Below are 12665 nucleotides of genomic sequence, written 5' to 3'. Positions count from 1 at the left end.
TGAAAAACAGCCAATTCCCATACAAATATACCACAAAATTAAATTGAAAGTTCCCCATAGAGTAGCAGTGTTACTCTTAGATTAAGCGTTTAGTATGAAAGTAGAATTAGCCGTAGAGCCGCTTGGATCCTGGATTGATACCAACGGCAAACCTCTGATCATTGCAGGTCCCTGCAGCGCAGAGACCGAAGATCAATTAGTTGAGACCGCTCGTCAGTTGAAAGAACTGAACGCGGTTCACGTCATCCGTGCGGGCGTCTGGAAACCCCGCACCCGGCCGGGTAGTTTCGAGGGAATGGGCGAAGCCGCTTTACCCTGGATTCAGCGCGCCAAAGCCGAAACGGGTCTGCCGTTTGCGGTTGAAGTCGCCACACCCGAGCACATCGAGCTCGCGCTGAAATATGGTGTTGATATTTTGTGGGTAGGTGCCCGTACGACGGTTAACCCATTCAACGTACAGGAAATTGCGGATGCGCTGCGCGGAGTAGATGTACCTGTACTAGTGAAAAACCCCGTCAATCCGGATCTGGCCCTTTGGGTTGGCGCATTCGAGCGTCTGGCCGGAGCGGGTATCAAGAAACTGGGTGCTATTCACCGGGGCTTTGCCACGGGCGAAGCCAGCAAGTACCGTAACATTCCGATGTGGCAGATGGCCATTGAGCTGAAGTCGATCTTCCCTCAATTACCACTCATCGGCGATCCTAGCCACATGGCCGGGAAACGGGCTTACCTGAACGAGTTGGCTCAGATGGCCATGGACCTGAACTACGATGGTCTGATCGTTGAATCGCACATTGATCCGGATAAAGCCTGGAGTGATGCCGCGCAGCAGTTGACTCCGGCCGCTTTTGGTGACATGCTCGATCACCTGCAAATCCGGCAGGTGGAGTCGCAGAATCTGGAGTTCCAGAGCTTTGTCGAGCAGTCGCGTCGTAATATCGACAATGTCGATCGGCAGATTGTTGAAATGCTGGGTGCCCGTATGGCTCTCGTTGAGCGTCTGGCTGAATACAAGCGGGACAACAACGTTACGTTATTCCAACCAGATCGCTGGAAGGAGATTCTGAAAACGCGTACCGAACTGGGTAAAAAATTGAACCTGTATCCTGAGTTAGTGGAAGAGATCTACAAGATCATCCATATGGAGTCGATTCGGAAACAGACCGAGATCATCCATAGCGCAGCGCAGGACGTATAGAAAACAGTAGCTAACGATACGTTAGCCTCGATATACAGCCCCGATTTCTTCCCGAAATCGGGGCTGTTTTATTTTAAAGTAAACGTAGTGACTGAGTTATTATAACCGGCAAAGCAGCCCAGTCCACCCTCGATGTTGCTCGGGATCAGGACGGGCTCGGCGAAGGGATTGTTACGCACGCGTCGCTGCCGGATTACGGCTGTCTGAAATTGATAATAGGTCCGCTCAACACTCATCAGGTTGACGGCGACCGATGCTTTTCGGTATTGCCCGTAAAAACTGGTCGATTCGTTTGTCGAGAACGTGGTCGATGTCAGAAAAGAACGGCCTGAAAGCAGTACTGTGCCATCTAAACCTTCATCGGAGAGCAGGCCCCGATTGTCATCGTCGTAGGTCAGGGGAAAGTTGCCAAGCTGATCCAGTTTGCTTAGATAGCGGAAATAACCGGCTAGCTGGTAATAATTAGGCTGACCGGCAGGGTCCGTCCAGAGGGTCTTGATAAAATACCGGCGAACCAGTGAGCGGCTCTGATTTTGGGTCAATGAGTCGAAGGTTATGGACATTGGTTTGATCGGAACCGGTATGGTACAGGTGCTGCTGGCCCGCTGACCATTGGCCGTTATGACAGAAAGTGTGTAGGTCCGACCCGCTATGATGGGTAATAGCCGAGCGCTTGCGCCGTAATAGGACTGCTTTGTTGAATCGGTTGGATGCGTACTGGTATACTGCAACCGGACTAACTTATTGCCGTCAGATAGCGTCACGGTAGCGTCGGTAATGTCGTTTCCCGTTTGTAACAGGCTAAGGCTATCGCCTACCACAGTGTTGGAGCGGGTTAATTTTATGGCTAACACTGTATCCTGAGGGGATAAATAACCATTGATCACCAGTTTAGGCGATGCTGATCCCAACTGGCTGGGGTCGACTTCATTGCGTAGGCTGCCGCAACCAACCAGGAGCCATGCTACGGCCAGGCAACTAGCCAGCGTGTTGATCACAGAACGGAGTTGAGTAGGGGAGTGCATCAGAATTTGATGTTATAGCTGATTGCCGGGACAATGGGGAAGACCGAATAACGGAACAAAGCTGTTCTGGCAGGAACGGTCGCCGTAGCTGACACGGATTCGAGTCGATAGAAAAACGGATTCCGACGGTTATAAAGATTATAAAAACTAACCTCCCAGGTACGTTCGTGGTGCTTTTTCTGTTTATGAAACTGAATGCCAACGTCGAAACGATGGTAGGGTTCAGCCCGAAAACTATTCTTCTGTAAGCCATAGTCGTCTGACGTTCGGGCATTTTGAAAAAGCGTTTGATTGATGCCAGCATCACCTCCATACACCAGCGTGTTATTGGCCCGATACGTACCAAAACGACCCACAGGTACGGTAAGGGCGTTGCCGGTGCCATACACCCAGGTCGCCGATACTGTAATTCGCTTATTGAGTTCGTAAATACCGACCAGCGAAATGTCGTGCCGACGGTCGTAGCGTGGGTAATAGGGCCGTCCACCGTTGAGTTCGGCAAATTGCCACTGTGTCCACGAGAGCGTATAACCTACCCAGCCGGAGAAACGGCCTACTTTTTTTTGGAGCAGGATCTCGGCACCATACGACCAGCCCCGGCCTGCCGTTACGTTGTCTTCCCAGCGCACGCTGTTGGCCGAGGTGGGATCGTTGATCAGCAGAAAACTGGCGCCTTCCTTGTAATTGATGATGTTGTTCATCGCCTTATAGTAACCTTCTACGGTGAGGGTTACGCCTTTGTCGACGAAGTCTTTGGCAAGGCCAATAGCTACCTGCTGCGACTGTTGCGGCTTGACAATATCGGTCGTCGGTACCCATAAATCGGTGGGGAGACCGATGCCTGTATTGGACAGCAGATGAACGTACTGGTTCATCAAAGCATAAGAAGCCTTGAGGGACAGGTCTGGCCTGATGGTGAGAGCCGCCGACAAACGCGGTTCCGGCCTGACATACTGCGCCTTCTGTTGCTGAAAATAACTTAGCCGCAGTCCTCCATTCAGGCGCAACCGGCTGGACGGACGCCAGGTATCCTCCGCATAAATGCCCGATTCGAGCACATCGATGTTATCGACATTGTTGATTGACTGATTGATACCCGCGTTTTGCAAGACCACGGCGCTGGGCGTAAAGCGATGGTAGGTGCTTTGCAACCCCATCCGTACCGAGTGTCGAGGAGTCGGGTAATAGTCTACGTCGTATTTCAGGGAGAAATCCCGAATCCCCGAATTATAGAAAAGCGAATATGTATCCGTTCCCTGGGTACTTTTCTCGACCGATGAGATCTGGAATTTATAGTCGCTGAAAATCAGGGATAGATTCGAAAACAGCTTTTGATTGAACAAGTGGTTCCAGCGAAGCGTAGCCGTTGCGTTGCCCCAACTCAATCCGGTATTAGTGCTTTCGTCGGTGTCGTTCGCGTAAAACCGGTCGCGGCCAAAGTAGGTGCTTAAATAGAGTTTGTTTTTGGGTCCAAAGTCGTAGTTGGCTTTGGCATTAAGGTCATAGAAATAATAGCCTGCCGTCAGCGTGCCGCCCGATTGTGCCCGGATCAGGGGAGCGGCCAGAATATCCAGATATGTCCGCCGAGCCGATATAAGAAAGGATGCCTTCTTGTTTTTCGTCAATGGTCCTTCGAGCAGAAGTCGGGACGCAATCAGGCCAATACCGCCTTCGCCATGCAGTTTTTCGCGGTTGCCCTCTTTCATGTTCAGATCGATAACCGACGAAAGACGACCGCCATACCGCGCCGGGAAACCGCCTTTGATGAGCTCGACACTCTTGATCGCATCACCGTTGAAAACCGAAAAGAAGCCAAATAAATGGTTGGCGTTGTAGACGACAGCATCATCCAGAATAATGAGGTTCTGGTCGGGGCCGCCCCCCCGGACATAAATGCCCGTTTGGCCTTCCGATCCCTTTTGTACGCCCGGCATCAGCTGGAGTACTTTCAAAACGTCTTTCTCGCCCAGAAAAGCCGGTATTTTTTTGATCTGGCTAACCGGTATATCAATGGAACTCATCTGAGCACTCTCACTAACTTTAGTGGTCAGGCGTCCGGCTTTTACATCGACCTCCGTCAAGGCCCGACCGGGCGTCAGCGATATATTGAGCGTCTGATTGGTTCGCAGGCTAATGGTTCGGCTCACGATGTCGTAGCCCACGAAGGAATAAGCCAGTTGAAGACTGTCCTGCGCAGGGATCGTTAACGAATAAAATCCGTACGTATTTGTGGTGGTACCGGTTGTTGTACCGGGAAGGTATACATTCACTCCGATCAGCGCTTCCTGACTACCCGTTTCATGCACATAGCCACTGATCGTAAAGCGTCCGTTGGGCGTTTGTGCTTTCAACAGGCTGATCGACAGGAGTACTAGTAGAAAGCCGGGTAAATAGTTGGGCATAACAGAGATTGGCAGTGACGACTACGGAGGGAGCTTAGTAAAGGAATAGCCCACTTTAGCTGGGTTAATTTAGCAAGTAACATCGCTTAAGAAAGGAATCCTATAACGAAACGAAGTGGTTGGTTATCCATTGCTCAATTTCCGGGGTGCAGTTGAAACAAAACCACTGATTGTAAGGTACTATAGTCGGAAAAGATCGGTGTGTCAAACGCCTTACCCGTATGCTTCAATTCGACAAGCTCTCGCTCAATATACCTAATACGACCAAACCCCGCGTTGTCATCATTGGTGGTGGATTTGGGGGAATGAATTTAGCCAAAAGCCTGCGCAATACCGATGTGCAGGTGGTGCTGTTCGATAAGCAAAATTACAATGGGTTCTGGCCGCTGCTGTATCAGGTCGCTACGGCTGGTCTGGAACCCGACGCCATTGCCGAACCTTTTCGTAAAATGTTCGATGGGTTCGATGATTTCCATTACCGCATGGTGCGGGTCAGTAAGATCGACCCGGCGGCTAAAACGGTGACGACCTTAATCGGTGAGTTGCATTATGACTACCTGGTTATTGCCAGTGGCACAAAATCCAACTTTTTTGGCAACGAGCAGATCAAGAAATATTCGTTTCCGCTAAAAACGATTCCGGAAGCATTGAACGTCAGAAGTCAGTTTCTGCAGTGTTTTGAGCAAGCCAGCGTCACGACCGATCCGGCCGAACGGGAGAGTCTACTCACGTTTGTAATTGCCGGTGCGGGCCCAACGGGAGTAGAGATGGCAGGCTCGCTGGCCGAAATGCGGAAGCACGTGCTGCCTAACGATTATCCGGGTCTGGATTTTAGTCAGATGCGTATCTACATCGTTGAAGGGTTGGGTAAAGTCCTGCCACCTATGTCGGATGAGGCCGGCCAGAAAGCGAAACGGTATCTTGAGGATCTGGGCGTTATCATAAAATTGAATACGCTGGTTGAATCCTATGACGGGGAGACCGTTACCTTTAAAGGGGGCGAACAAATCAAAACCCAGACGTTGGTCTGGGGCGCTGGTGTAACGGGCGCTATGATCGACGGCATTCCGGCCGAGTCGACCGAGCGTGGCCGGATTCTGGTCGACCCGATCAACCGGGTGCAGGGGCTAACCAATGTATTTGCCATTGGTGATATTGCCTTCATGAAGCTGGAGGATTATCCAAAAGGCCATCCTGGCGTTGCTCAGCCCGCTATTCAGCAGGGCCAGCATTTAGCCAAAAACCTGCGTCGGTTGATTAAAAATGAACCTACCGAACCCTTCAAGTACTTTGATAAAGGTTCATTGGCTATTGTAGGTCGTAGCCGGGCCGTCGCCGATCTGCCCGGAAATATTCACCTGGGCGGATTCATTGCCTGGATGGCCTGGTTGTTTGTCCATATCTGGTACCTGGTTGGATTCCGTAGCAAGCTGGTTGTCTTTAGCAACTGGGTATACCGGCTCTTCACCTATGAACGGGGAACCCGAATTATCATCCGACCCTTTGTTCGTAAGGATGACAAGGTCGGTCAGGAAATCGTAGCGCAGAATGAGATGAGCTAAGGAGAGCAGGAACCCGGATCAACCAGCCAGAAGCTGCGTGATCCGGGCTCTTAGTTATAGCTTACTCAGTGGGTAGTTAAATCCGAAAGCGTAGATGTACTGGAGTGAATAAAAGTGGTGCGTGGCCAACCCCTGGTGATCGGCACCGAGCTTGGTGTTTGTGTAATCGACCCAGGCACCCTGAAGATTAGTCTGTAAAAAGAAATACTTGAACAGGTCGAGCTTGAGTCCTGCACTGAGTGCGGCTACCACGCCGTGGTAGTGAAAATAGCCTTCGTCATTGTTCCCCAACACCGTAGAGATCGTATATGAAATGAGCGGCCCGGCACCTACCTTACCGATTCCGCTCAAGTCAATATATTTTGAATGCCAAAGTTTCTGGCGCTTTACCAGATTGATCATCAGGTAGTTGTTGCCATTGGTATGTTGCAGGTGAACAAAGTCGGGTGTTACCAATGTGTCCTTGTCAATCTGATGCCCCCTGATCTGGCCCTGCACATGAATAACCTGATTGTCCGTAACGATGTACTTGAGGTGGTCCCAGCTTAGTTCGATACCCAGATCGTGTTTATCGTTAAAGAAATAGCCGACATTCATGTCGTACTGGGGAACCGTCAGGTTGTTAAGCTTGTAGAAATCGTGTAAATCGGGACGGTCGTGCGCTTTGGCCTTGATGAAGGTGAAGTCGTAATTGTCTGTTGTCGTATTGCGGAAGTGAATCGTACTCTTTGTGTACCAATCCCGGTTATATCCCCAGGTGAAATAAAGGCTACCTGGATGTTTACCTAGCTTTAAGGTAGTAGTAGGTAATGGTTGCTGCGCAAATGTGGAAACCGATTTTAGCAAGCAATAGAAAAACAAAGGCACAAGTAAACGTGTCTGTTTCATACTGTATGTTTTGAATGGTGGTATAGAGGTATGTAGCCTCGGAGAAAGAAGTGTAAAACAAGCCCACGAGTTCCATAATTAAGTAATCAAAAAAAAAGCGCTTACTACATTTAAGTAAGCGCTTTCCTGATTTTTGGTCCTGTTTTACCAGCCCGGACGGCCATAATTACCGTAGCCGTAGCCCCGGTTTCCATTATAGGGCCGTGGTGGTGGGCCATAGTGACGGCGGCCATAATGGGGTGCATTTCGGTTCGTATAGTATGTAGGGCCGCAACTGGTTACCGAAATGATGAGCATCAGGGCCGCTAGGAAGCTAAGCAATTTTGTCGTTTTCATAAGGTTGCATTAGTTTTTTTACAATTCATACGTTAGATAAGCCAAGCCACTGATCGATTAAAATCGGTCGGTTAATCTTTCATTAAAAGTTTAACAGGAGCGTAGTCATTTAAATACGTCCTGGAACAGTCGAAACGTTTGGGCTAAATTCACGTTCTGGTACAAAGTACTGATTCAACCAATGCAGCTTATGAAATTTCGTTCTGCTCAACTGGCCATTCTGGGTGTTGCCTTACTGGCTGGCTCGGCTTTAGCCCAAAATACGCCCACGATCGGAGTCGATTCCAGTAAAGGCGGCCCACTTGATCTGGGCAAGATGTGGACCTTCGACAACCCCCCCTCCGCCTTTTTTCAGAAAACCTATAAGTTCACGGCCGATGACAAGTGGTTCGATGAAGCACGGCTGGCTTCGCTCCGGTTTGCCGATTACTGCTCGGCTTCGTTCGTGTCGGCCAATGGTCTGGTTATGACCAATCACCACTGTGCCCGCGAATCGGGAACGGGCGTTACCCGCAAAGGAGAAGACCTGAACGCTACCGGTTTTTTTGCCAAAACACCCGCTGAGGAGCGGAAGGTCGATGGGTTATTCGTGGATCAACTGGTGAAGATCGATGACATCACCAAGCGCGTTCAGGATGCCATGACCAGCGCAGCCTCGGAACAAGCCCAGTTACAGGCTCGCGAACAGGCCTTTGCAGCCATAAAGCAGGAATACGGCACCAGAGAGGGCTGGAAAGGGCTGGAACTACAGACCATCACGTTCTACAACGGCGGTCGCTACGCGCTTTACGGATTTAAGCGGTATACCGACGTCCGGTTGGTGTTCATGCCCGAGTTACAGCTTGGCTTCTTCGGTGGCGATTACGACAACTTCACCTACCCCCGCTACGCGCTGGACTGTTCATTCTTCCGGGTGTATGATGGTGGCAAACCGCTTAAAACAACGCACTTTTTCAAGTTTAACACCAACGGTGTTCGTGATGGAGAACCCGTTTTTGTGATCGGTAATCCGGGCCATACCGAACGACTGAAGACCGTTGCCGAACTTGAGTTTGACCGGGATCTACAAACACCAGCTACCATTCAACTGTTAAAAAACCGCTCGGCGGCTTTGCAGGCGTATAACGAAACGGCAAAAAGCGACAGCGTTTTAAATGAAATTTTTAGTTACGAAAATAGCCTGAAAGCCTATGGCGGACAACTCGATGGGTTGCGCGATGCGGGTTTAATGGCCCGTAAGTCGGTCTTTGAGGAGCAGTTTAAAGCAGCTGCCAAAGCGAAAAACCTGCCCGCCGATCAACTAAAAACCTGGGATGATATTGCTGCCAATACGGCTCAACTGCGGTCCATTTTCAACGATGCTAACTACCTCGCGCCCAGCGAGCGCACAATGGGCGAGCTATTAACTTTCGCCAACGTGGTGAGCCAATACAGTGAATTGCTGGCTACTCGTCCGCAGGATGCCGAACGCGCGCGGTCTCTGATGGAACCTCCGGTTGTTAAAAACAGGGCGTTGGAAGAAGCCTATCTAGCCGCCCATCTTGCCGAAGCGCAGACGGCTCTGGGCAACGACGACCCGTATGTAAAGGCCGCGCTCACCGGCGCTGACGGGAAGCCCCGAACCCCCAAAGAAACGGCGGCTTACCTGGTGAAAAACACCAAACTGACCGATCCCACTTTTGTGAGTGAACTAGCCACGCGGCCCGGAGCGGCTGCCGTCTCGAAAGATCCCATGCTGGCCCTGGCGCGTATTGGCTTCCCCCGGTATATAGCCGCTGGCCGACAAGCTCGCCAGATTACGCAAAAGCAGGAGGTGCTACGGGGACAGTTAGGCCGGATGCTGTATGATGTATATGGCACGGCTGTTCCGCCGGATGCAACGTTCTCCCTGCGCATCAACGATGGCGTGGTACAGTCGTACAATTACAACGGCACGAAGGCACCGATACTGACCACCTTTGCCGGGTTATACGACCGTAATTACTCATTTGCCGACAAGGCTCCCTGGAATTTGCCCGACCGCTGGAAAAATCCGCCGATGGAGTTGTTGAAACAGCCGATGTGCTTCATCTCCACGAACGACATCATTGGCGGCAACTCCGGCAGCCCGATGATCAACAAAAATCTCGAAGCCGTTGGCCTTGCCTTCGACGGCAACATGGAAAGCTTACCGGGCGAGTTCATCTTTGTGCCCGATGCCAACCGGACTATTTCCGTCCATACGGGCGGTATCATTGCTGCCATGCGCTATATCTATAAAGCGGATCGGCTGGTTAGTGAGCTAACCGGAGCAACCGCTATTGCGCCAGCCGCTACCCCCAAAACGACAAAAAAGTAGTCAATTATCGTTGAATCAGCTTAATGGGCCGCACAAACTCCCCGAAAGTTCAGTACTTTCGGGGAGTTTGTTTTTTGATTCTATACAACCTGACTATGACCAAATCTGACATTCCGGTGATACCGAAATTCTTCGATCGGTATATCAACCTGGCCGGGAATGACTGGCTGCTGCTTGACGCCCTCATGCAAGGAGCGTCCTTTGAAGACCTTATCCCTGCCGAAACGCTCGAAAAACTCGGCGACCTACGGTATGCTCCCGACAAATGGACGGTGAAGGATATTTTACAGCACATCATTGACACCGAGCGGATTATGAGTTATCGGGCTATGCGGTTGTCCCGTAATGACCAGACGCCATTACCTGGTTTTGACGAAGAAAAATTTGGCGAAACGGCCATGGGCTCCCGGCGTACCATTCCGGATCTGTACGACGAATATGCCGCTGTCAGAAAATCGAATATTGCCTTGTTCAGTAGCTTCGATGAGGAAATGATGTTACGGACCGGTACCTGTTCGGATCAGCGAATTTCAGTGTTAGCCCTCGGGTTTGTGCTGGTTGGCCATGCTACTCACCACGTTAATGTTATCAATGAACGCTATCTTCCTCTTCTCGCTTAATCAACCCTTCATGAAAGCAACATTTTTAGTACTGATTGCCCTGATGGCACAGACCGTTTGTGCCCAAACAAAAACAAAAGTTACGGCGACGGATTTGACCCGCATCAAACAGGTAGGCGGTATCGAACTAGCGCCCGATGGGCAGCGGGCCATCTATGCGCTCGCTACCATAGAGCCCAATCCCGACCAGAAAGAAGAGTACGAGTACAAAACACACATTTACTTAACCGGCCTCAAGCCCGGCGACAGCAAAGCGTTGACGCGCGGGGCCGAGTCTGCCCGGCAGGCTGTGTGGTCGCCTGATGGACAGCGGATCGCTTTTGTGCGATCAGTAAAGGGAAAAGGGCAGATTTTTGTCATGTCGCTGGATGGGGGCGAAGCCTGGCAGTTAACAAACGGTACATATGGCGCTTCCTCGCCACTTTGGTCGCCCGATGGTAAGCGTATTGCGTTTACGGCGGGCCTGACAATGGCCCAGATGCTAACGGACTCCCTGGTGAATCCCGGTAAAAATACACCATCCTGGTCGCTCGAAAAGCCGGGCTTTTCAACCAACAATTTCATTAAAAGCGACAAAAAAATAAAGCCCAATCCCGACGGATCGCTGGCCGAAATACGGGCTTATCTGGAAAAAGATGTCGAAGACAAAAAAGCGAAAGTATTCAATCGGCTCAACTTTCAGGGGGAATCGACGACGGAACCTGACCTGAACTTCAGTCATTTGTATGTCGTGGATGTTAAGGAGGGCGCAACGCCAAACCCCCTCACCCGTGGCTTCTCGTCCTATCAGGGCGCTAACTGGTTACCAACAGGTCAGGGATTGCTGGTCGTTACGGATCGGGATTCATTGAAACACCCGGATCGGGAACAGGATAATGCGATTGTTTACGTGCCCGCCGATGGATCGGGTACGCGGAACGTTATCCTGGCCGAAGCGGGCAAGAGTTACCGATCTCCCGAAATTTCCCCCGATGGCAAGCAACTGGCGTTTCTGGTGAGTCCGTCAGAAGGAGTCAACTTCGCTCAAATCGGGTTGGCAACGCTGGCAGGTACCCGTATATCGGGTGTCGAACTCGTGACCTTCGACCGGGCGGCAAGTGGGTTAAGCTGGACAACGGCTGCTACGTCGGCAAAAGGTAAAAAAGGAACAGCAGGCTACGCGGTTTACTTTACAGCCCCGGCCAATGGCGGGTCGCCCCTCTATCGGCTCGATCCGGCCACACGGCAGGTCACCCAGCTAACGGACTTTACGCAGGGCGTCACCAGCTTCGATGTCAACGGCAATCGGGTGGTGCTGGCCAGAACGGAAGTCGCCAATCCGTCGGAATTATACCTGACGGACGCGTCGGCTAAAAATCAGACTAAATTAAGCAACCACAATGATTGGGTAGCGCAGCGTCAGTTGAGCATGCCCGAGAAGCGCACGTATAAAAACTCGCTGGGTCAGACGGTCGATTACTGGATCATGAAACCTGCGTTTTTCGAGGCTTCTAAAAAATACCCGCTGCTGCTCAACATGCACGGTGGCCCGACGGCTATGTGGGGACCCGGCGAGCCGTCTATGTGGCACGAATTTCAGTACATGTGTTCGCAGGGCTATGGCGTCGTATATGCCAATCCCCGTGGATCAGGCGGATACGGCCTTAATTTCCAGCGGGCAAATATCAAAGACTGGGGCACCGGCCCCGCCGAAGATGTGCTGGCGGCTGTGACCGACGCGGCTAAAGAGAACTGGGTAGATACCAGTCGGCAGGTGATTACGGGCGGCTCCTACGCCGGTTACCTTACGGCCTGGATTGTTGGGCACGACAACCGATTCAAGGCTGCTTTTGCGCAGCGGGGCGTTTATGACCTGACTACGTTTCTGGGCGAGGGCAATGCGTGGCGGCTTATCCCGAACTACTTTGCCTATCCCTGGGCGGCTGATGCTAAAGTACTTGATGCGAATTCGCCCTATACCTTTGTTCAGAATATCAAAACGCCACTGTTGATCAAGCACGGCGAAAATGACCTTCGGACAGGCCCGATCCAAAGCGAAATGATGTACAAAAGCCTTAAAATTCTGGGTCGTCCAGTGGAATATGTGCGGATGCCCGGTGCTACTCACGAACTAAGCCGTACGGGCAACGTTCGGCAGCGGATCGACCGCATCCTGCGTATTTATGAATTCTTCGAACGGTATGTGGGGCCTGATGCTCAGGCGATCACCCAGAAGTAGAGCGCACCTCTCCGGTTGACCCAGGTGTCAACTAACCCGGACTGGGTTAACCGGAGAGGTGTAAATCAGCCTTAAAAA

Annotated in this window: 9 protein-coding genes; 5 read left to right on the top strand and 4 right to left on the bottom strand. The window is 51.3% G+C overall.

Annotation, left to right across the window (positions count from 1 at the left end; all coding sequences use genetic code 11):
- Nucleotides 1-94 precede the first annotated feature (94 nt).
- Nucleotides 95-1198 (top strand): chorismate mutase, encoded by a 1104-nt coding sequence (locus tag ACYVAM_RS13750; protein ID WP_461067847.1) that lies wholly within the window; start codon nt 95-97, stop codon nt 1196-1198.
- A gap of 68 nt (nt 1199-1266) precedes the next feature.
- Here ACYVAM_RS13750 and ACYVAM_RS13745 read toward each other — a convergent pair whose 3' ends face one another.
- Both ACYVAM_RS13745 and ACYVAM_RS13740 read right to left on the bottom strand, forming a co-directional pair.
- Complete coding sequence (locus tag ACYVAM_RS13745; RefSeq protein ID WP_461067845.1) at nt 1267-2223, bottom strand: DUF4249 domain-containing protein; 957 nt, start codon at nt 2221-2223, stop codon at nt 1267-1269.
- Nucleotides 2223-4625, bottom strand: a complete 2403-nt coding sequence (locus ACYVAM_RS13740; protein WP_461067843.1) for a TonB-dependent receptor — start codon at nt 4623-4625, stop codon at nt 2223-2225. The genes ACYVAM_RS13745 and ACYVAM_RS13740 overlap by 1 nt, the downstream gene beginning before the upstream one ends.
- Nucleotides 4626-4846: 221 nt before the next feature.
- Here ACYVAM_RS13740 and ACYVAM_RS13735 point away from each other — a divergent pair, with 221 nt between their 5' ends.
- Entirely contained in the window at nt 4847-6187 is a 1341-nt protein-coding gene (locus ACYVAM_RS13735; protein WP_461067841.1) for an NAD(P)/FAD-dependent oxidoreductase, read from the top strand.
- Nucleotides 6188-6241: 54 nt separating this feature from the next.
- Here ACYVAM_RS13735 and ACYVAM_RS13730 read toward each other — a convergent pair whose 3' ends face one another.
- Nucleotides 6242-7075: a hypothetical protein gene (locus tag ACYVAM_RS13730; RefSeq protein ID WP_461067839.1), complete on the bottom strand. Its 834-nt coding sequence runs from the start codon at nt 7073-7075 to the stop codon at nt 6242-6244.
- 144 nt (nt 7076-7219) lie between these two features.
- Nucleotides 7220-7411, bottom strand: a complete 192-nt coding sequence (locus ACYVAM_RS13725) for a hypothetical protein (protein WP_461067837.1) — start codon at nt 7409-7411, stop codon at nt 7220-7222.
- A gap of 181 nt (nt 7412-7592) precedes the next feature.
- Between ACYVAM_RS13725 and ACYVAM_RS13720 the strand changes: the two genes are divergently transcribed.
- The 3 genes from ACYVAM_RS13720 to ACYVAM_RS13710 all read left to right on the top strand — a co-directional run bounded on the left by ACYVAM_RS13720 (nt 7593) and on the right by ACYVAM_RS13710 (nt 12587).
- A complete protein-coding gene (locus tag ACYVAM_RS13720; RefSeq protein WP_461067835.1) occupies nt 7593-9749 on the top strand; it encodes a S46 family peptidase in 2157 nt (718 codons plus the stop codon).
- Nucleotides 9750-9844: 95 nt separating this feature from the next.
- On the top strand, nt 9845-10369 hold the full coding sequence (locus ACYVAM_RS13715) for a DinB family protein (RefSeq protein ID WP_461067833.1): 525 nt from the start codon (nt 9845-9847) through the stop codon (nt 10367-10369).
- Nucleotides 10370-10379: 10 nt separating this feature from the next.
- Complete coding sequence (locus ACYVAM_RS13710; protein ID WP_461068323.1) at nt 10380-12587, top strand: S9 family peptidase; 2208 nt, start codon at nt 10380-10382, stop codon at nt 12585-12587.
- The last annotated feature ends 78 nt before the right edge of the window (nt 12588-12665 follow it).

It is taken from the genome of Spirosoma horti, assembly GCF_054776595.1.
The sequence above is the reverse complement of the archived record's forward strand: the minus strand, read 5'-3'. Positions and strand labels throughout refer to the sequence as shown.